Genomic DNA, 20,036 nt, shown 5'->3' on the forward strand with positions numbered 1-20,036 from the left:
CTCGATTCACGGCGCACGGTGAGCCGGCCTGATAGCCGGTCGCAGGGAAGGAGAAGAGGAGAGCATGACGGACGTACTGATCGACCGCCCAGAGCTCGAAGGACTCGGCGTGTACGAGTTCGGCTGGGCCGACTCGGATGCCGCCGGAGCTTCGGCCCGCCGCGGACTCTCGCAGGAGGTGGTCGCCGACATCTCGCGTCTGAAGGAAGAACCGGAGTGGATGCTCCAGCGTCGCCTCCGCGCCCTCCAGCTCTTCGACCGCAAGCCGATGCCCAGCTGGGGCGCCGACCTCTCGGAGATCGACTTCGAGAACATCAAGTACTTCGTGCGGTCCACCGAGAAGCAGGCCCAGAGCTGGGAAGACCTGCCCGAGGACATCCGCAACACCTACGAGCGGCTCGGCATCCCCGAGGCCGAGCGCCAGCGCCTCGTCGCCGGCGTCGCCGCGCAGTACGAGTCCGAGGTCGTCTACCACCAGATCCGCGAGGACCTGGAGGAGCAGGGCGTCATCTTCCTCGACACCGACACCGCGCTCAAGGAGCACCCCGAGATCTTCGAGGAGTACTTCGGCACCGTCATCCCGGCCGGCGACAACAAGTTCGCCGCGCTGAACACGGCGGTCTGGTCGGGCGGCTCGTTCGTCTACGTGCCGAAGGGCGTGCACGTCGAGATCCCGCTGCAGGCCTACTTCCGTATCAACACGGAGAACATGGGCCAGTTCGAGCGCACGCTGATCATCGCCGACGAGGACAGCTACGTGCACTACATCGAGGGCTGCACCGCGCCGATCTACAAGAGCGACTCGCTGCACTCGGCCGTGGTCGAGATCATCGTGAAGAAGAACGCCCGCGTTCGGTACACGACGATCCAGAACTGGTCGAACAACGTCTACAACCTCGTCACGAAGCGCGCCGTCGCCCACGAGGGCGCCACCATGGAGTGGATCGACGGCAACATCGGCTCCAAGGTGACGATGAAGTACCCGTCGATCTTCCTGATGGGCGAGCACGCGAAGGGCGAGACGCTCTCCGTCGCCTTCGCCGGCCCCGGCCAGCACCAGGACGCGGGCGCCAAGATGATCCACATGGCGCCGTACACGCAGTCGTCGATCGTCTCCAAGTCGATCGCCCGCGGCGGCGGCCGCGCCGGCTACCGCGGCGAGGTCCGCGTCGACGCGAACGCGCACCACGCGGCCAACACCGTGCGCTGCGACGCGCTGCTCGTCGACACCATCTCGCGCAGCGACACCTACCCGGCGATCGACATCCGCGTCGACGACGTCCAGCTCGGCCACGAGGCCACGGTGTCGAAGGTCAGCGAGGAGCAGCTCTTCTACCTGATGGCGCGAGGCATCCCCGAGGACGAGGCGATGGCCATGATCGTGCGCGGCTTCATCGAGCCGATCGCGCGCGAGCTGCCGATGGAGTACGCGATGGAACTCAACAAGCTCATCGAGATGGGCATGGAAGGATCGGTCGGCTAAGCAATGACCGTCGCAACGCAGAGCACCGCCATGCCCACCGCCGGCCAGCACGGCCTCGTCGCGCACTCGGACGGCCCCGTCGTCCCGGTGCAGACCCGCTCCGAGCGCTTCCGCTCGGTGGAGGTGGCCGACTTCGCCCCCGTCACGGGCCGCGAGCACGAATGGAAGCTGTCCCCGGTCGCCGCCTTCGCCGACCTCACCTCGGGTGAGCTCGACGGCGCGCGCCTCGGCCTCGAGACCTCGGGCGCCGAGGGCGTCGCGGTCGAGTGGATCGCCCGCGACGATGCCCGCATCGGCACCGCCGGCACCCCCGAGGAGCGCGCCTCGGCCAACGCCTGGACCAACTTCGGCGAGGCCCTCCTCGTCCGCGTGACCGGCGAGGACGACAAGATCGCCACGGTCACCCGCACGGGTCTCGGCGCCACGCCGCGCGCCGCGCACACCGTGATCGAGGCGGCGCCCAACAGCCGCGGCCTCGTAGTGCTTGGCGGCACCGGTTCCGCCCGGCTCTCCGAGAACGTCGAGGTGATCGTCGGCGAGGGCGCGAACCTCACGGTCGTCTCGGTGCAGGAGTGGGACGACGACGCCGTGCACCTCGCGAGCCACTTCGCGCGCATCGGCCGCGACGCCAAGCTCAAGCACATCGTCGTCTCGCTCGGCGGCAAGGTCGTGCGGGTGAACCCGTCGACGCACCTCGCCGAACAGGGCGGCGACGTCGAGGCCCTCGGTCTGTACTTCTCCGACGCGGGCCAGCACCTCGAGCAGCAGGTGTACGTGCACCACGACGCCCCGAACACCCGCAGCCGTGTCACCTACAAGGGCGCGCTGCAGGGCGAGGGCGCGCGCAGCGTGTGGATCGGCGACGTCCTGATCGGCAACGCGGCGGTCGGCACCGACAGCTACGAGCAGAACCGCAACCTCGTGCTGAGCGACGGCACCCGCGCCGACTCGATCCCGAACCTCGAGATCGAGACGGGCGACATCGCGGGGGCCGGGCACGCCTCGGCCACCGGTCGCTTCGACGACGAGCAGCTGTTCTACCTCATGGCCCGCGGCATCACGGAGGAGGAGGCGCGCCGCCTCGTCGTGCGCGGCTTCCTAACCGAGATCGTGCAGCAGATCGGCGTGGCGGAGCTCGAAGAGCGCCTCACCGCCGCCCTCGAAGCCGAACTGCAGGGCGCCTGAGATGGCCGCCGTCCGAGTCTGCGGGATCGACGAGCTCGTCGAGAACCAGGCGTCGCGCTTCGTCCTCGATGGCGTGCCGATCGCCGTGGTGAAGGACGCCGCCGGTGACGTGTTCGCCATCGGCGACACCTGCACCCACGGCGACATCTCGCTGGCCGAGGGCTTCGTGGAGGACGACACGCTCGAGTGCTGGGCCCACGGCTCGAAGTTCTCGCTGCGCACCGGCAAGCCGCTCACCCTCCCGGCCTACGAGCCGGTCCCCGTCTACCAGGTCGAGATCTCGGGCGGCGACGTCCTGATCGACCCCGCGGTCACCGTGACCGTCTGAGCGACCCGCTCAGCCCAAGCATCCAGTCGGCCGAGCGCCGAACGACGAAAGAGACCAGAAACCAGATCATGTCCGTGCTCGAGATCAAGAACCTGCACGTCAACGTCGAAACCGACCAGGGCACCCGCGAGATCCTCCGCGGCGTCGACCTCGTCATCAACGAGGGCGAGATCCACGCCATCATGGGCCCGAACGGCTCCGGCAAGTCCACCCTCGCGTACACCATCGCCGGCCACCCGAAGTACACCGTGGTCGAGGGCGAGATCCTCCTCGACGGCGAGAACGTCCTCGAGATGTCCGTCGACGAGCGCGCCCGCGCGGGCCTCTTCCTGGCCATGCAGTACCCGGTGGAGATCCCCGGCGTCACGGTGACGAACTTCCTCCGCACCGCCAAGACCGCGATCGACGGCGAGGCGCCGAGCGTGCGCCACTGGGTCAAGGACGTCCGCACCGCGATGGGCAACCTCAAGATGGACTCGGCCTTCGCCGAGCGCAACGTCAACGAGGGCTTCTCCGGCGGCGAGAAGAAGCGCAACGAGATCCTGCAGCTCGAGCTGCTGAAGCCGAAGTTCGCGGTGCTCGACGAGACCGATTCCGGCCTCGACGTCGACGCGCTCAAGATCGTCTCGGAGGGCGTCAACCGCGCCAAGGAGAACACCGGCCTCGGTATCCTCCTGATCACGCACTACACGCGCATCCTCCGCTACATCAAGCCGGACTTCGTGCACGTCTTCGTCGCCGGCAAGATCGCCGAGCAGGGCGGGCCCGAGCTGGCTGACCGCCTCGAGGACGAGGGCTACGACCGCTACCAGGTCGCCGAGACCGCCTCGGCGGAGTGACCCGGGCGTAGGATCTGACCATGGTCACCTCACTCGCGCCGGAGCGCTACGACGAGGTCGAAGAGGCGCTGAAGGACGTCGTCGACCCCGAGCTCGGGGTCAACATCGTCGACCTCGGCCTCATCTACGATCTCGGCTGGGACGACGAGAACGACGCGCTCGTCATCCACATGACGCTCACGAGCGCCGGCTGCCCGCTCACCGACGTGATCGAGGAGCAGACCGCGCAGGCCCTCGACGGCGTCGTCGACGCCTTCCGCATCAACTGGGTGTGGATGCCGCCGTGGGGCCCCGAGCGGATCACCGACGACGGCCGCGACATGATGCGCGCGCTCGGCTTCGCGATCTGACATCACGCCACCGGATGCCCCCGACTGCAGCTGCGGTCGGGGGCATCCGTCGTCCGGCGTCACAGTGGGTCCGGCGCGCGTAATGTTGCCGATATGACGACCACGCCCCGCGACGCATACACCCACGGACACCACGAGAGCGTGCTGCGCATCCACTCCTGGCGCACGGTGGAGAACTCGGCCGCGTACCTCGTGCCGCACCTCCGCCCCGGCCTCGAGGTGCTCGACGTGGGCAGCGGTCCCGGCACCATCTCGATCGACCTCGCCCGTCGCGTCGGCCCCGGCCGGGTCACCGGGGTGGATGCCTCGGCCGAGGTCGTCGCCCAGGCCGCGGGACTCGCCGAGAGCGAGGGCGTCTCGAACGTCTCATTCGCCGTCGGCGACGCGTACGCCCTCGACTTCCCCGACGACAGCTTCGACGTCGTCCACGCGCACCAGGTGCTGCAGCACCTCGGCCGGCCGGTCGACGCGCTGCGGGAGTTCCGCCGAGTGCTCCGCCCGGGCGGCGTGCTGGCCGCGCGCGACGTCGACTACGGCGGGCTGATCTGGAGTCCCGACTCGGCCGGCCTCGACCGCTGGCTGGAGCTCTACGACGCGGTGCACCGCTGGAACGGCGGCGAGCCGAACGCCGGTCGCCGGCTCACCGCCTGGGCCCGCGAGGCCGGGTTCTCCGGGGTCACCGGCAGCGGCGCGGTGTGGGTCTTCGCCTCGGAGCTCGACCGCGAGTGGTGGGGCGGCTCGTGGGCCGTCCGCGCGACGGAGTCGAACTTCGCGGCGCACGCCATCGAGTCGGGGCACTCCCACCCGGAGGAGCTGGCGCGCATCGCGCAGGCGTGGCGCGACTGGGCGGCCGACCCCGACGGCTGGCTGCTGATGCCGCACGGCGAGATCATCGCCACGAAGTAGTGCTTCCGGGCGGCGGGGCGACCGACTACCAGTCGTCCTCGTCGTCCGGCGAACCGAATGCGGCGGCGTCGCGCAGGGTGTCGCCGTCGATCACGGTGCCGTCGTCGAGCTCGGCGATCGCGCGCCCCTCGAGCCAGGTGAGCGTCCAGGTGCGACCGGCGCCGTCGGAACGGGTCGCCTCGAGCGCGGCGACCTTGGCCCGGGTGTCGGCCGGCACCGAGGCCGGCGGCGTGCTGCCGAACGGCCAGCGGGTGCCGAGCTGCATCAGGCGTCCATCTCGTAGGTGACCCAGCTGGTGCGGCGGGCGATCCGGTCGTAGAGCGCCTGAGCGGGCTCGTTGTCGGCCGCCGTGATCCAGCTGACCCCGCCCTGGCCGAGCTCCGCGGACCGCGCGTGGACGAACTCGATGAGGGCGCGGCCGGCGCCGCTGCCGCGCACCTCCTCGGTGACGTACAGGTCGTCGAGGTACACGCCGGTGGTCGCGCTCAGCGTGTCGGGCACCGCGCGGAAGTGCGCGAGGCCGACGGGCGTGCCCTCGGCGTCGACGGCGAGCGCCGCACGCAGCGGGTGCTGCTCGTCCTGGAGCCAGGTCCAGACGGTGAGCGCCTTGCGGTCGTCGAGCTCGGTCTCGTAGAAGCGGCAATACGCTTCGAAGAGCGGGAGCCAGCCGAAGAAATCGCCCTCTTCGGCCAGGCGGATGTCGATCGTGGTCATGCTTCCCCCATGGTTCCAGGTCATTCGGCCGGCGTCGCCAGCTCCACGTCGCGCACCTCGAGCGCCTCGGCGGAGGCGAACTCGAGCGTGTCGATGCGTCCCACCGCGCGCAGGTCGCCCGCGGCGGCCTCGAGCAGCGCGACGGCGTCGGCGGGCGCGGCGATCACGGCGCGCGACACCGGCGTCTTCTGCGAGGCCTTCGCATCGGTCTTCGCCCGGCGGATGCCGGTGAGCGCGAGGCTCGCGAGCTCGAGGAGCTCCACACCGGCCTCGCCGCGCGCGGCGAGCTCCTCGGCGGCGGGCCAGTTCGCGGTGTGCACCGATCCCTCGTTCGACCAGCTCCACGCCTCCTCGGTGGCGAAGGGGATGACCGGCGCGAACAGGCGCAAAAGCACCGAGAGCGCGGTCTTCAGGGCGGCGACGGCGGACGCCTGCTCGGCGCTCTGCTCGCCGTAAGCGCGTTCCTTGACGAGCTCGAGGTAGTCGTCGCAGAAGGTCCAGAAGAAGGTCTCGCTGAGCTCGAGCGCCCGGGCGTGGTCGTAGCCCTCGAGCGCCTTCGTGGCCTGCTGCACGACGGTCTCGAGCGCGGCGAGCATGCTGCGGTCGACCGGCTCGGTCACCGGGGCGTCCGCGTCGCCCTCGAAGGTGAGGATGAACTTCGCGGCGTTCAGCACCTTGATCGCGAGCCGTCGGCCGATCTTCACCTGCGTCGGGTTCTGCGGGTCGAAGGCCGCGTCGGTGCCGAGGCGCGAGGAGGCGGCCCAGTAGCGCACCGCGTCGGAGCCGTGCTGCTCGAGGAGGCCGGCCGGGGTGACGACGTTGCCCTTGGACTTCGACATCTTCTTGCGGTCGGGGTCGACGATGAAGCCGGAGATCGAGGCGTTCGACCAGGGGGCCGCGCCGTGCTCGAGCTCGGCCCGGAGTGCGGTCGAGAACAGCCAGGTGCGGATGATGTCCTGGCCCTGCGGGCGCAGCGAGTACGGGAACACGAGCTCGAACAGCTCTGGGTCGCGCTCCCAGCCGCCCGCCAGCTGCGGGGTCAGCGAGGAGGTCGCCCAGGTGTCCATGACGTCGTGCTCGCCGATGAAGCCGGCGGGCGCGCCGCGCTGCGCCTCGTCGAAGCCGGGCGCCGGCGTCGAGGACGGGTCGACGGGCAACTGCTCGCGGCTCGCGACGATGGGCTCGTCGAAGCGCGGGTTCCCGTCGGCGTCGAGCGGGTACCAGACCGGGATCGGCACGCCGAAGAAGCGCTGGCGGGAGACGAGCCAGTCGCCCGAGAGACCGCCGACCCAGTTCTCGTATCGCACCCGCATGAAGTCCGGGTGCCAGTCGATCTCGCGGCCGCGGCCGAGCAGGCGCTCCTTGAGGTCCTCGTCGCGGGCGCCGTTCACGATGTACCACTGCCGGGTCGAGACGATCTCGAGGGGGCGGTCGCCCTTCTCGAAGAACTTCACCGGGTGGGTGATGGCCTTGGGCTCGCCGAGCAGTTCGCCCGAGGCGCGGAGGAGCTCCACCACGGCCTGCTTGGCCGAGAAGGTCGTCTTGCCGGCGAGCTGCGCGTACGCCTCACGGCCCGCCTCGCTCGTGATCGCCTCGGGGGCCTCGGCGATGATGCGGCCGTCGAAGCCGATGATCGCGCGGTTCGGCAGCTGCAGCTCGCGCCACCAGACGACGTCGGTGACGTCGCCGAAGGTGCAGATCATCGCGATGCCGGTGCCCTTGTCCTTCTGGGCGAGGTGGTGCGCCACGACGGGCACCTCGACACCGAACACGGGGGTCGTGACGGTGGTGCCGAAGAGGGGCTGGTAGCGCTCGTCGTCGGGGTGGGCGACGAGGGCGACGCAGGCGGGGAGCAGCTCGGGACGGCTCGTCTCGATCTCGACGGTGCCGCCGTCCGGGCGCTGGAAGGCCACGCGATGGTAGTGGCCGGGCTGCTCGCGGTCCTCGAGCTCGGCCTGCGCGACGGCCGTGCGGAACGTGACGTCCCACAGGGTCGGCGCGAGCGCCTGGTAGGCCTCGCCGCGCTCCACGTTGCGGATGAACGCGAGCTGCGAGGTGAACAGCGCCTCGTCGGCGATGGTGCGGTAGGACTGGGTCCAGTCGACGGAGAGGCCGAGACTGCGCCAGAGCGCCTCGAACTGCTGCTCGTCCTCGACCGTGAGGCGCTCGCAGAGCTCGATGAAGTTGCGGCGCGAGATCGGCACCTGATCGGCGGCCTTGACGCTCTTGCCCTCGCCGCCCTCGAACGGCGGCGTGAAGCCGGCCTCGTAGGGGAGCGTCGGGTCGCAGCGCACGCCGTAGTAGTTCTGCACCCGGCGCTCGGTCGGCAGCCCGTTGTCGTCCCAGCCCATCGGGTAGAACACGTGCTTGCCGCGCATGCGCTGGAAGCGGGCGACGACGTCGGTGTGCGTGTAGGAGAACACGTGGCCGATGTGCAGCGAACCGGACGCGGTCGGCGGGGGCGTGTCGATCGAGTAGATGCACTCGCGGGTCGCCGAGTCGCGGTCGAAGCGGTAGGTGCCCCGGTCTTCCCAGACGCCGCCCCACTTCGTCTCGAGGCCTTCGAGGGCGGGCTTCTCGGGGATTCGCGCGGTGTCGGTCATGGTGCTCCGGTTCGGTATGTGCGGCACCGAGTCCATGGGGGTGCCTGAATATGCGACGCTCCAGCCTACCGGGTGCTGGGAGTGCCGTGCGCATCACCACCCCAGGCGAGTCGCGGAGAATGCCTGATGAGGGCGGCGGTATACGCGTGCTGCGGGGCGGCGAAGAGTTGCTCGGCCTCGCCCTGTTCGAGGATTCTCCCGTGGCGCATGACCGCGAGCTCGTCGCTCATGTGCCGGACGACGCCGAGGTCGTGCGAGATGAACAGCATCGCGAGCCCGCGCTCGCGCTGGAGCTCGTCGAGGAGGTCGAGGACGGCCGCCTGCACGGTCACGTCGAGGGCCGACACGGGTTCGTCGGCGATCAGGACCTCCGGCCGCGCCGCCAGCGCCCGCGCGATCGCCACCCGCTGCCGCTGGCCGCCGGAGAGCTCGAGCGGATGGCCCGCCGCGAGCGCGGCCGGCAGCCGCACGAGGTCGAGCAGCTCCCGCACGGCCCGATCGTCACCGGGCTGCCCGCCCGCGGTCAGCGCGTCGCGGAGCAGCCGGGCCACGCCCCAGCGCGGGTCGAAGGAGCCGTACGGGTCCTGCCAGATCGCCCCGATGCGCCGCCGAGCGGGCCGCCTGGCTGCTTCTGTCAGCTCGCTCCACGGCGCGCCGTCGAAGCGGACGACGCCGGCGTCCGGGCGCTCCAGGGCGAGGAGGAGCCGCGCGAGCGTGGTCTTTCCGGAGCCGGACTCGCCCACGAGCCCCAGCGTGCGACCCGGGCGCAGCGCCACCGAGACGTCCTCGACCGCGGTGACGTCCCCGCCGCGGGAGCGGTACGCCCGCCCGAGGCCGTGCGCCTCGAGGATCGGGGCGGTTCCGGTCGGGGACATCGCTGCCTGGGCCGGCGGCGTCGAGCCCGCGACCCGTGCGCCCGGGTCCGCGAGCCGCGCGGCGGCCAGCAGCGGCACGCCGCGCGGCACCTCCGTCGGCACGGCGGCGAGCAGCGCCCGGGTCGCCGCGTGCCGGGGCGCGCCGAGCACCGCGGCCGTCGGGCCGCGCTCGACGACCGTGCCGTCCGCGAGCACGAGGATCTCGTCGGCGATGCCCGACACGACGGCCAGGTCGTGGCTGATCAGGAGCACGGCCGCGCCGCGGTCGGCCGCCTCGCGAAGCAGCTGCAGGACCGTGGCCTGGACGCCGACGTCGAGCGCGGTCGTCGGTTCGTCGGCGACCAGCACGGGGGGATCGAGCGCGACGGCCGCCGCGATCAGCGCCCGCTGGCGCATGCCGCCCGAGAGCTCGCCCGAGCGGCGGTCGATCGTCAGGGCGGGGTGCGGCAGCTCGAGCCGCTCGAGGAGTTCGAGTACCCGCTGCCGTGCCGCGGCGGGCCGCAGGCCGAGGTGCAGCCGCAGCGCGTCGCCGATCTCCCGACCGATCGGGCGCAGCGGGTCGAGCGAGGCGAGGGCGTCTTGGAGCACCAGGCCGACCTTGGCGCCGCGGAGGCGCCGCCAGCGCCGTTCGCCGGCGCCGCGGACGTCCTCGCCGTCGAGCTCGAAGCGTTCGGCGTCGACGAGGGCGCCGCGCCCGGCGAGGCCGAGCAGCGCCCGCGCCGTGACGCTCTTGCCCGAGCCCGACTCGCCGACCAGGGCCACGATCCGCCCCGGGGCGAGATCGAGGTCGACCCCGCGGACGACCTCCGTCCCGCCGAATCCGATGTGGAGGCCGCGAACCGTGAGCGCCGCGCCGCTCATCGTCGGGCTCCGTCCCGCGCGGTGAGCGCCCGGCCCAGCACGGTCGTCGCGAGGGTGGTGGCGACGATCATGAGCCCGGGGAACACGGTCAGCCACCACGCCGTGCCGAGGTACGTGCGACCGGCGGAGAGCATCGCGCCCCACTCCGCGGCCGGCGGCTGCGCGCCGAGGCCGAGGAAGCTGAGCGAGGAGGCCCAGACGACGGCCTGCCCGATGCCGAGCGTCGCGAGCGCCGCGATCGGCACGAGGGCGTTCGGCAGGATGTGCGCCGCGAGGATGCGTGCTCGGCCGTGGCCGAGCACGCGGGCGGCCTCCACGTACCCGGAGCCGCGGATGGCGAGCAGTTGGCCGCGGATGATCCGGGCGTAGCCCGGCGCGGTCGACAGGCCGACGGCGACGGTCGCGGTCACCGGTCCCGGGCCCCAGAGGACGATCACGAGCAGGGCGAGCAGGATGCCGGGGAAGGCGAAGAGCACCTCGTTCACCCGGCCGATGACGAAGTCGAGGACGCGCCCGCCGAGGGCAGCGATCCCGCCGAGCAGCAGGCCGAGCGCCAGTCCGATCGCGGTCGCGAGCACCCCGATCAGCAGCGACGGGGCGGTGCCGGCGACGACGCGGCTGTAGACGTCCCGCCCCGATTCGTCGGTGCCGAACCAGTGCGACGCCGACGGCGGCTGGAACGCCTCGGCGGGGGAGATGGCGTCGGGTGGCGCTGTTTGGAGGAGGCCCGGCCAGACGACGGCGAGCAGCAGGAAGCCGACGAAGGCCGCGGCGAGCACGACGCTCGGCCGAGGCATCCTCCGACGGCGGGGCCGGTCCTCGCGGGTGCGTGCCGAGCGTGGCGCGTCGGCGGGCGAGGCGCCCGCGCGGAGCTCGAGGTCGCTCATGCCGCCGCCGTCCGGATCCGCGGGTCGGCGAGGGTCGCGACGAGGTCGGTGAGCACGGTCATGAGCACGTAGACGAGCGCCACCACGAGCACGACGCCGGTGACGAGCGGCACGTCGCGCAGCTCGGTGGCGCGGAGCAGGGTGCGGCCGAGTCCGGGCCGCGCGAAGATCGTCTCGACGACGACGGCCCCCGAGATGAGATAGCCGATCGCCCAGCCGGAGAGCTGCACCGCGGGCAGCGCCGCGTGCCGGAGTGCGTGCCGCAGGCGGATGCCGCTCGCCGTCTCGCCGCGGGCGAGCGCGGACACGGTGAACGGCCGCTCCAGGGCGTCGAGCAGGTGCTCACGCATCAGTTGGGCGAGGAATCCCGCGAGCGGAACCGCCAGGGTGACGACCGGCAGCACCAGGCCGCTCGCGCTGCCGTTCGCGACCGGCGGCAGCCAGCCCAGTCCGGTCGCGAACACCGCGATGAGCACCGTGGCGAGCCAGAAGTGGGGGAGCGCCGCCGCGGTCAGCTCGATGGCGCCGGCCACACCGCGGGCGACGCGGCCGGGGGCGCTCGACCAGAGCGCGAGCCCGATGGCGAGCACCCAGGCGAGCGCGAGTGCGGCGAGGGCGAGGGTCAGCGTGCCGAGCAGCTGTCCGCCGATCAGCTCGGCGACCGGCGCCTTCAGCGAGTACGAGGTGCCGAGGTCGCCCGTGAGCAGGCGGCCGAGCATGGCCGCGTACTGCACGACGAGCGGCTGGTCGAGCCCGTACTCGGCGCGCACACGGTCGAGGGTCTCCTGCGGTGCTTGGGAGCCCGGCCCGCCGAGGATCGCCTGGGCGGGGTCGCCCGGGACCAGGTGGATCGCGAAGAAGGTCAGCGTCGCGACCGCCCACAGCACGAACAGCGCCCCGCCGAGGCGGAGCGCGATCGCGCGGATCCGGCGAGCCCGCATCGGGTCAGTCGGCGAGCCAGGCGTCGGCGAACCAGGGCGTCGACACCGTGGGCAGCGCCCGGGCGCCCTGCACGGCGTCCCGGTGCAGGTAGTGGTTCTGCTGGTCGTAGAGCGGCAGCGCGTAGTAGCCCTCGAGGATGATCCGCTGCGCGGCCTCGTAGTCCGCGGCGCGCTCGGCCGGGTCCGACGCGGAGGCGGCTTCGGTCAGGAGGGCGTCGAGCTCGGGGTTCGAGAGCTGGGCGAGGTTCGCGAAGTAGCCGCTCGGCGCCGGCACGATGCTGTCGCTGTGGTACAGGATGCGCAGCACGTCGGGGCCGATCTTCGTGTACGGCGCGCTCACGAGCTCGTACTCGTGGGTGAACAGTGCCCCGTACCAGCTGGACAGGTCGAGGGGCTCGAGCTGCACCTCGAACCCGGCCTCCTTCGCGGTCGCCTGGATCTGCTCGAACAGCGACTGCTCGGCCGGGATCGACTGGTTGGTCGAGACGGGGAAGCGCAGCACGAGTCGGGCGCCGTCCTTGGTGCGGATGCCGTCGGCGTCCTTGGCCGACCAGCCGGCCTCGTCGAGGAGCGCGTTCGCGGCGTCGAGGTCGGGCTCGAAGAGGCTCGCGTCGGCGTAGGCGAGCGGCTCGACGCTGGAGAGCACCGAGTGGCTCCGCTCGGCGGTGCCGAAGAAGAGGCTCTCGATGCCGTCGTCGAGCTGCACGGCGCGGATGAACGCCTCGCGCACGCGCTCGTCGTCGAAGGGGGCCTGGCCGGAGTTCAACTCGATCCGGTTCGACGCGCCGGGGCGGGGGGCGTCGATCTCGACGAGCCCGTCAGCGCCCTCGCGCGCCTGGCGCAGGGCGTCCGGCTGCGCGTTGTCGATCACGTCGACCTGGCCGGCCTGGAGCGCCGCGTACCGGGAGGCGGCGTCGGGCAGGAAGCGCCACTCGATTGCTTCGAGGTACGCCGCTCCGTCGCGACCGCGATCGGCGGGGCCGCCGTGGTAGCCGTCGTTGCGGACAAGGGAGACGTGGTCCTGGGGCACCCAGGCGTCGACGACGAAGGGGCCGGAGCCGATCGGCGCCTGGCAGTTCTCGTCCATGCCGCGCGCGATGCCGGCGGGCGACTCCATCGCGGTCCACGGCTGGGCGAGCGACTCGAGCAGCGCGCTGTCGGGCGCCGTCAGGTGGAAGCGCGCGGTGGTGTCGTCGACGACCTCGACCGAGGCGATCTTGCCGACCGCGAGGTAGCCGGTCGAGGACTGGGTCGCCGGGTCCTGCAGGTGCTCGATGTTGGCCTTCACCGCCGCGGCGTCGAACGCCGTGCCGTCGGTGAACTCGACGTCGTCGCGGAGGGTGAAGTCCCAGCTCAGGCCGTCGTCGCTCGTGGTCCAGGACTCGGCGAGCCACGGGATGACCTGACGGTCGTCGTCGAGCGAGACCAGTGACTCGAGCACCTGGCCGGCGAGGAGGGCCTGCGGGTAGTTGCCGCCGACGTGCGGGTCGAGGCAGTCGGGTTCCGCGTCGCCGGTGGCGTAGACGAGCGTGCCGCCCGGCTTCGGGGTCGACGGCGCGGCGCCCGGCTCGGCCGCGGTGCACCCCGCGAGGGCGAGGGCCGCGACGACGGCGAGCGGCAGGGCGAGGCGGGCGGCGGCGCGGGCGCCTGGGCGACGGCTGGTGGCGGGCATGCGCGAGTGGGCTCCTGAACGACGGGCGAGGGGATGATCGGACGAGTTTCGGTACTCAGTCCATAATGAGTCTATGACCAAATCGAGCGGCCGCGGCGGGCGACCCCGTGCATCGTCCCGGCGGACGCTCGAGGATGCCGCGGGGGAGCTGTTCCTCGAACAGGGCTACGCCCGCACCACGATCGACCAGATCGCCCAGCGCGCGGGCGTCGGTCGCAACACCTTCTTCAACTACTTCGCCACGAAGTCGGACCTGCTCTGGCTCGACGTCGACGACACCCTGCGCGCGCTGCCGGAGGTGCTCGCTGCGGTCCCGGCCGGCCTCGCCCCGAGCGCCGCACTCCGCGAGGCGCTGCTCGAGCTGGCCGCGCGGCACCCGCACCGGGGCATCCCGCTCGCCCTGAGTCAGCGCGAGACGATCGGCGCGGAGGCGGAGTTCCGGGCCTCGGGCCTCGAGCGCTTCCTCGGCGTCGCAGCCGAGCTCGGGGAATTCCTCGCCGCCCGTTCCGGGAGGTCTCCGGGCGACCGGCTCGTGCACGCCGCGTCGAGCGCCGCCGTCGCCGCGCTCGTGAGCGGGGCCGCAGGCTGGGCGCTCGCGGGCGTGGAGCGCGGTGCGCTCGTCGAGGCCGTGCGCGAGGCCGTCGACCCCGTCTGCCTCGGCTACGCGCCCCTCCTCGACGCGGGGCCGGCTGTGACCCGGTAGACTCGACGCAGCGACTGCGATCCGGCCATCACCGGGGAGTCTCCGGAAGAACGCCACGGGTCCGCCCGCGGCCAGTAGAACCGGACGGGACCAGCCCGTCACAGCTGAAGAGCGAGCGGTCGCATCCACGGCGGGTGCGGCAAGCGGGGTGGTACCGCGGTGGCGTTCGAGGAACGCGCCGTCCTCGTGACCAGGAGATCACTGCAGGAGCGAGCGTTGTACCCCAAGGGTCAGGACCCCGAGTCATCCGTCACGCCGTCGCCGTCGTTCCCGGCGGTCGAGCAGGAGGTGCTCGCCTTCTGGAAGGCCGACCGCACCTTCCAGGCCTCGATCGACGAGCGCGAGGGCGCCCCCGAGTGGGTCTTCTACGACGGCCCGCCGTTCGCGAACGGCCTGCCGCACTACGGACACCTGCTCACCGGCTACGCGAAGGACGTGTTCCCGCGGTTCCAGACGATGCGCGGCAAGCAGGTGCACCGCCGCTTCGGCTGGGACACGCACGGCCTGCCCGCCGAGCTCGAGGCCGAGCGCCAGCTCGGCATCACCGACAAGAGCCAGATCGAGGAGATGGGCATCGCGGCCTTCAACGAGGCCGCGCGCACCTCCGTGCTCCGCTACACGAAGGAGTGGGAGGAGTACGTCACCCGGCAGGCGCGCTGGGTCGACTTCGAGCACGACTACAAGACCCTCGACACCGGCTTCATGGAGTCCGTCGTCTGGGCGTTCAAGACGCTGCACGACAAGGGCCTCGCCTACGAGGGCTACCGCGTGCTGCCGTACTGCTGGCGCGACCAGACCCCGCTCTCCAACCACGAGCTGCGCATGGACGACGACGTCTACAAGATGCGCCAGGACCAGACCGTGACCGTCACCTTCCCCCTCACTGGGGCGAAGGCCGAGGCGCTCGGCCTCACCGCGGTGCGCGCCCTCGCCTGGACGACGACGCCGTGGACGCTGCCGACGAACTTCGCGCTCGCGGTCGGGCCCGACATCGAGTACGCCGTGGTGCCGGCCGGCCCCGCGGGCACGCCCGACGCCACCGTGCTGCGCGAGGCCGCCGAGGGGTCGGCCCCGGCGCCCGAGGTGCTGGGCGCCGAGTACCTCATCGCGGTCGACCTCGTCGGCAACTACGCGAAGGAGCTCGGCTACGCGAGCGCCGAGGAGGCGCGGGCGGCGGTCACCCGCACGGTGCGCGGCGCCGAGCTCGAGGGCGTCAGCTACGACCGGCTCTTCGACTACTACGCCGATGTCGAGGCGTGGGGGCTCGAGCACGCCTGGCGGATCCTCGTCGCCGACTACGTCACGACCGAGGACGGCACGGGCATCGTGCACCAGGCGCCCGCCTACGGCGAGGAGGACCAGAAGGTCTGCGAAGCCGCCGGCATCCCCGTGATCATCTCGCTCGACGACGCCGGCCGCTTCCTGCCCGAGGTGGGCGACGTCGCCGGGCAGCTCTGGAGCGACGCGAACAAGCCGCTCACGCAGCTGCTGAAGGCCGAGGGCCGGCTGCTCCGCCAGGCGAGCTACGAGCACTCGTACCCGCACTGCTGGCGCTGCCGGAACCCCCTCATCTACAAGGCCGTGTCGAGCTGGTTCATCCGCGTGCCCGAGTTCCGCGACCGGATGGGCGAACTCAACCAGGAGATCACCTGGGTGCCCGAGAACGTCAAGGACGGCCAGTTCGGCAAGTGGGTCGCCGGCGCGCGCGACTGGTCGGTGAGCCGCAACCGCTACTTCGGCTCACCCATCCCGGTGTGGAAGAGCGACGACCCCGCCTACCCGCGCACCGACGTGTACGGCTCGCTGGCCGAGCTCGAGCGCGACTTCGGCCGCCTCCCCGTGAACGGCGCGGGCGAGCCCGATCTGCACCGCCCGTACATCGACGAACTCACCCGGCCGAACCCCGACGACCCGACGGGCAAGAGCACGATGCGGCGCATCCCCGACGTGCTCGACGTCTGGTTCGACTCCGGCTCGATGCCGTTCGCCCAGGTGCACTACCCGTTCGAGAACCGCGAGTGGTTCGACACGCACCACCCCGCCGACTTCATCGTCGAGTACATCGGTCAGACCCGCGGCTGGTTCTACGTCATGCACGTGCTCTCGACCGCGCTGTTCGACCGCCCCGCGTACCGCAACGTCGTGAGCCACGGCATCGTGCTCGGCAGCGACGGGCAGAAGATGTCGAAATCGCTGCGCAACTACCCCGACGTCAACGAGGTCTTCGACCGCGACGGCTCCGACGCGATGCGCTGGTTCCTGATGTCGAGCTCCGTGCTGCGCGGCGGCAACCTCGTCGTCACCGAGGAGGGCATCCGCGAGGGCGTCCGTCAGCTGATGCTGCCGCTGTGGAGCACCTGGTACTTCTTCTCCCTCTACGCCAACACGGCCCGCGAGGGCGGCTACGACGCGTCCCGCTCGACGTCGTCGACCGATGTGCTCGACCGGTACCTGCTCGCGAAGCTGCGCGACCTGGTGGAGGCCGTGACCGCCGACCTCGACGCGTTCGACTCGCCGCTCGCCGCGCAGAAGCTGCGCGACTTCGGCGACGTGCTCACGAACTGGTACGTGCGTCGCTCGCGCGACCGCTTCTGGTCCGGCGTCGACGCCGACGGCCGGGGCGCCGAGGCGTTCGACACGCTCTACACCGTGCTCGAGACCCTGACCCGGCTCACCGCCCCGCTCCTCCCGCTCGTCAGCGAGCGGGTCTGGAAGGACCTCACCGGCGGCCGCAGCGTGCACCTCGCCGACTGGCCCGAGGCCGAGGAGTTCCCGGCGGACCCCGAGCTCGTCACCGCCATGGACGCGGTCCGCGAGATCACGGGCGTCGCGCTGGCGCTGCGCAAGCAGGCCGGCCGCCGGGTGCGGCTCCCGTTGGCGAAGCTCACCGTCGTCACGGCGGATGCCGCGGCGCTCGCGCCGTTCGAGGGCATCCTCCGCGACGAGCTGAACGTCAAGGCGGTCGAGATCGTCGCCCTCGCGCCAGACAGTGCCGAGGCCTTCGGGATCGAGAAGCGGCTGACCGTGAACGCCCGCGCCGCGGGCCCGCGCCTCGGCAAGCAGGTGCAGCAGGCGATCCAGGCCGCCCGCGGCGGCGACTGGTCGGTCACGGCCGACGGGGTGGTCGCCGGCGGCATCGCCCTCGAGCCGGGCGAGTACGAGCTCGTGCTCGAAGCCGGTGGCAGCGCCGACGGTGAGACCGCACTCGGACTCGTCGGCGACGGCGGCTTCGTGATGCTCGACACCGCGGTCACGCCCGAGCTCGAGGCTGAGGGCGTCGCCCGCGACCTCGTCCGCGCCGTGCAGGACGCCCGCAAGGCCGCCGGCCTCGAGGTCGGCGACCGCATCCGGCTCGAGCTCCGCCTCGACGAGGCCGGCACCGCCGCGGCCGAGCGGCACCGCGAGCTCATCGCCGGCGAGACGCTCGCGACGGTGGTCGAGCTCCGCCCGCTGCCCGCCGGCAGCGAGGCGAAGCCGCTCGCGGGCGGCACCGTGGTCGAGATCGAAGTGGAGCGCGCATGAGCGACGGATACGAGGGCGACTTCGACGAGGAGGCGCGCGACGCGGCCGACGCCGTGTACGCCGCGCTCCTCGAGCGGGTCGGCGAGGCGGCGCCCGAGCGCCGGCTCGGCGCCACCCGCCGCGCCGTGGAGCTCCTGGGCGACCCGCACCGCGCGGCGCCCGTCATCCACCTGACCGGCACGAACGGCAAGACCTCCACGAGCCGCATGATCGCGAGCGTCCTGGGCGCCTACGGGCTCCGCACCGGCATGCTCACGAGTCCGCACCTGGAGCGCTTCACCGAACGCATCCTGATCGACGGCGAACCGATCGCCGACGAGGCGATCGCGCGCAACTGGAGCGAGATCGAGCCCTACCTCGCGATCGTCGACGCCGAGCTCGAGGGCTCCGGCGAGCCGCCGCTGACCTTCTTCGAGACGATGACGGTGCTCGCGTTCGCCTGCTTCGCCGATGCCCCGGTCGACGTCGTCGTCCTCGAGGTCGGCATGGGCGGCGAGTGGGACTCCACGAACGTCGCCGACGGGCAGGTCGCCGTGATCACGCCGATCGACCTCGACCACCAGTCGAAGCTCGGCTCCACCGTCGCCGAGATCGCCCGCACGAAGGCCGGCATCATCAAGCCCGCCTCCTCGGTCGTCACCGCGGCCCAGCAGCCCGAGGCGCTCGCCGAGCTCCGCCGAGCCGCGGAGCTCACCGAGTCGAGCCTCGCGGTCGAGGGCGAGGGCTTCGCCGTGCTCGAGCGCCGTCCGGCGGTCGGCGGTCAGCTCGTGTCCGTCCGCGGACTCGCGGGGGAGTACCACGACCTCGTGCTGCCGCTCTTCGGCGCGCACCAGGCCCAGAACGCCGCAGTCGCGATCGCCGCGGTCGAGGCGTTCCTCGGCGGCGGCTCGACCGCGCTCTCCGAGGACGCCCTGCGCGACGGGCTCGCCGCGGCGAGCTCGCCGGGGCGGCTGCAGCGCATCGGTCAGCAGCCGACGATCCTCGTCGACGCGGCGCACAACCCGCACGGCGCCAGGGCGCTCGTCGCGGCCCTGGGCGAGTCGTTCGACTTCGACGAGCTCGTCGTGGTCTTCGGGGTCCTCGGCGACAAGGACGCCGCGGGCATCGCCCGCGAGCTCGCCGCGACCGGCGCGGGCTTCATCGTGACCCGGCCGGACTCCGATCGCGCCCAGCCCGCCGAGACCCTCGCGGCGGTCGTCGCGGGCGCGGTCGGCCCCGAGCGGGTGCAGCTGGCCGAACGGCTCGACGACGCGCTCGAGCTGGCGCGCGAGTGGGCCGGCGAGGACGAGCGCCGCGCGGTGCTCGTGGCCGGTTCGATCGTGCTCGTCGGCGAGGCCATGGCGATCGCCGACGACCGGGGGTGGCTCGCATGAGCTCCGTCCGCAGAAGCCTCGCGTCGATCGTCCTCGGCTTCGAGACGATCGTCGTCTTCCTCGCCGCGCTCGTGCTCTGGGGGCTGACGCCCCCCGAGGGCGGGCCGTTCGGCCTGCCCGCCTGGGCGGCCCTCGTCACCGGCGGCGTCATCCTCGTCGGGCTCGTCGCCGCGATCGGCGGCCTGCGCTCCGGCTGGGGCTACGGCGTCGGCTGGGCCATCCAGGCCCTCATCATCCTCGCCGGGCTCGTGAACCCGGCGATGTACTTCGTCGGGGCGCTCTTCGGCGGCATGTGGTGGTACTGCATGGTCACCGGCGCGCGCATCGACCGGGAACGTGCGGCCTACGCCGCCGGGAAGGAACAGGAATGACCACCGTCATCGAAGAGACCCTCGTGCTCGTGAAGCCGGACGGCGTCGCACGCAACCTCACGGGCGAGATCCTCCGCCGCATCGAGGCGAAGGGCTACTCGCTCGTCGACCTCCGCCTCGTCCAGGCCGACCGCGAGCTCCTCGCGAAGCACTACGAGGAGCACGAGGGCAAGCCCTTCTACGAGCCGCTCATCGAGTTCATGCAGTCGGGCCCGACGGTCGCCATCCGCGTGGCCGGCAACCGCGTGATCGAGGGGTTCCGCTCCCTCGCCGGCACCACCGACCCGACGACCGCCGCCCCCGGCACCATCCGCGGCGACTTCGGCCGCGACTGGGGCCTCAAGGTGCAGCAGAACCTCGTGCACGGCTCCGACTCGGTCGAGTCGGCCGAGCGCGAGCTCGCGCTCTGGTTCGGCTGAGCGT

18 protein-coding genes are annotated in these 20,036 nt (G+C 72.0%); 11 read left to right on the forward strand and 7 right to left on the reverse strand.

All coding sequences use genetic code 11. From position 1 onward, the window contains the following. Window positions 1-64: 64 nt before the first annotated feature. The 6 genes from sufB (at window position 65) to MTP13_RS13840 (ending at window position 5,091) form a co-directional block, all read left to right on the forward strand. A complete protein-coding gene (gene sufB, locus MTP13_RS13815; protein WP_189084955.1) occupies window positions 65-1,483 on the forward strand; it encodes a Fe-S cluster assembly protein SufB in 1,419 nt (472 codons plus the stop codon). A 3-nt stretch (window positions 1,484-1,486) separates the two neighbouring features. After that, the gene (sufD, locus tag MTP13_RS13820; protein ID WP_424221781.1) at window positions 1,487-2,668 is read left to right on the forward strand and encodes a Fe-S cluster assembly protein SufD; all 1,182 of its coding nucleotides are present in this window, start codon (window positions 1,487-1,489) and stop codon (window positions 2,666-2,668) included. Between the two features lies 1 nt (window position 2,669). Continuing rightward, window positions 2,670-2,996: a non-heme iron oxygenase ferredoxin subunit gene (locus tag MTP13_RS13825; protein WP_243568290.1), complete on the forward strand. Its 327-nt coding sequence runs from the start codon at window positions 2,670-2,672 to the stop codon at window positions 2,994-2,996. 68 nt (window positions 2,997-3,064) lie between these two features. After that, on the forward strand, window positions 3,065-3,835 hold the full coding sequence (gene sufC / locus MTP13_RS13830) for a Fe-S cluster assembly ATPase SufC (protein WP_243568291.1): 771 nt from the start codon (window positions 3,065-3,067) through the stop codon (window positions 3,833-3,835). A 20-nt stretch (window positions 3,836-3,855) separates the two neighbouring features. Then, complete coding sequence (locus tag MTP13_RS13835; RefSeq protein ID WP_243568292.1) at window positions 3,856-4,185, forward strand: metal-sulfur cluster assembly factor; 330 nt, start codon at window positions 3,856-3,858, stop codon at window positions 4,183-4,185. A gap of 93 nt (window positions 4,186-4,278) precedes the next feature. After that, window positions 4,279-5,091 (forward strand): methyltransferase domain-containing protein, encoded by an 813-nt coding sequence (locus tag MTP13_RS13840; RefSeq protein ID WP_243568293.1) that lies wholly within the window; start codon window positions 4,279-4,281, stop codon window positions 5,089-5,091. A gap of 25 nt (window positions 5,092-5,116) precedes the next feature. Here the strand turns inward: MTP13_RS13840 and MTP13_RS13845 are convergent, their stop codons facing one another. The 7 genes from MTP13_RS13845 to MTP13_RS13875 form a co-directional block, all read right to left on the reverse strand. Further along, window positions 5,117-5,356, reverse strand: coding sequence for a hypothetical protein (locus tag MTP13_RS13845; RefSeq protein ID WP_243568294.1), 240 nt, complete (start codon window positions 5,354-5,356; stop codon window positions 5,117-5,119). Beyond that, window positions 5,356-5,805 (reverse strand): GNAT family N-acetyltransferase, encoded by a 450-nt coding sequence (locus tag MTP13_RS13850; protein WP_243568295.1) that lies wholly within the window; start codon window positions 5,803-5,805, stop codon window positions 5,356-5,358. Before MTP13_RS13850 ends, MTP13_RS13845 begins: the two co-directional genes overlap by 1 nt. Window positions 5,806-5,825: 20 nt before the next feature. Next, on the reverse strand, window positions 5,826-8,408 hold the full coding sequence (gene valS / locus MTP13_RS13855) for a valine--tRNA ligase (RefSeq protein ID WP_243568296.1): 2,583 nt from the start codon (window positions 8,406-8,408) through the stop codon (window positions 5,826-5,828). Between the two features lie 65 nt (window positions 8,409-8,473). Next, window positions 8,474-10,144, reverse strand: a complete 1,671-nt coding sequence (locus MTP13_RS13860; protein ID WP_243568297.1) for an ATP-binding cassette domain-containing protein — start codon at window positions 10,142-10,144, stop codon at window positions 8,474-8,476. Then, on the reverse strand, window positions 10,141-10,941 hold the full coding sequence (locus MTP13_RS13865) for an ABC transporter permease (protein ID WP_243570839.1): 801 nt from the start codon (window positions 10,939-10,941) through the stop codon (window positions 10,141-10,143). Before MTP13_RS13865 ends, MTP13_RS13860 begins: the two co-directional genes overlap by 4 nt. Window positions 10,942-11,027: 86 nt before the next feature. Next, a complete protein-coding gene (locus MTP13_RS13870; protein WP_243568298.1) occupies window positions 11,028-11,972 on the reverse strand; it encodes an ABC transporter permease in 945 nt (314 codons plus the stop codon). A gap of 4 nt (window positions 11,973-11,976) precedes the next feature. Continuing rightward, complete coding sequence (locus MTP13_RS13875; RefSeq protein ID WP_243568299.1) at window positions 11,977-13,644, reverse strand: ABC transporter substrate-binding protein; 1,668 nt, start codon at window positions 13,642-13,644, stop codon at window positions 11,977-11,979. 73 nt (window positions 13,645-13,717) lie between these two features. Here MTP13_RS13875 and MTP13_RS13880 point away from each other — a divergent pair, with 73 nt between their 5' ends. The 5 genes from MTP13_RS13880 to ndk all read left to right on the forward strand — a co-directional run bounded on the left by MTP13_RS13880 (window position 13,718) and on the right by ndk (window position 20,032). Beyond that, the gene (locus MTP13_RS13880; protein ID WP_243568300.1) at window positions 13,718-14,347 is read left to right on the forward strand and encodes a TetR/AcrR family transcriptional regulator; all 630 of its coding nucleotides are present in this window, start codon (window positions 13,718-13,720) and stop codon (window positions 14,345-14,347) included. A 216-nt stretch (window positions 14,348-14,563) separates the two neighbouring features. Beyond that, window positions 14,564-17,869: an isoleucine--tRNA ligase gene (gene ileS / locus MTP13_RS13885; protein WP_279399733.1), complete on the forward strand. Its 3,306-nt coding sequence runs from the start codon at window positions 14,564-14,566 to the stop codon at window positions 17,867-17,869. Further along, window positions 17,866-19,242 (forward strand): bifunctional folylpolyglutamate synthase/dihydrofolate synthase, encoded by a 1,377-nt coding sequence (locus tag MTP13_RS13890; protein ID WP_243568301.1) that lies wholly within the window; start codon window positions 17,866-17,868, stop codon window positions 19,240-19,242. The genes ileS and MTP13_RS13890 overlap by 4 nt, the downstream gene beginning before the upstream one ends. Beyond that, a complete protein-coding gene (locus MTP13_RS13895) occupies window positions 19,239-19,613 on the forward strand; it encodes a DUF4233 domain-containing protein (protein ID WP_243568302.1) in 375 nt (124 codons plus the stop codon). The genes MTP13_RS13890 and MTP13_RS13895 overlap by 4 nt, the downstream gene beginning before the upstream one ends. Further along, window positions 19,610-20,032 (forward strand): nucleoside-diphosphate kinase, encoded by a 423-nt coding sequence (ndk, locus tag MTP13_RS13900; protein ID WP_189084971.1) that lies wholly within the window; start codon window positions 19,610-19,612, stop codon window positions 20,030-20,032. Before MTP13_RS13895 ends, ndk begins: the two co-directional genes overlap by 4 nt. Window positions 20,033-20,036: the final 4 nt, after the last annotated feature.

Origin of the sequence: Agromyces soli (genome assembly GCF_022811605.1) — a bacterium.
Taxonomy (GTDB): Bacteria; Actinomycetota; Actinomycetes; order Actinomycetales; family Microbacteriaceae; genus Agromyces; species Agromyces soli.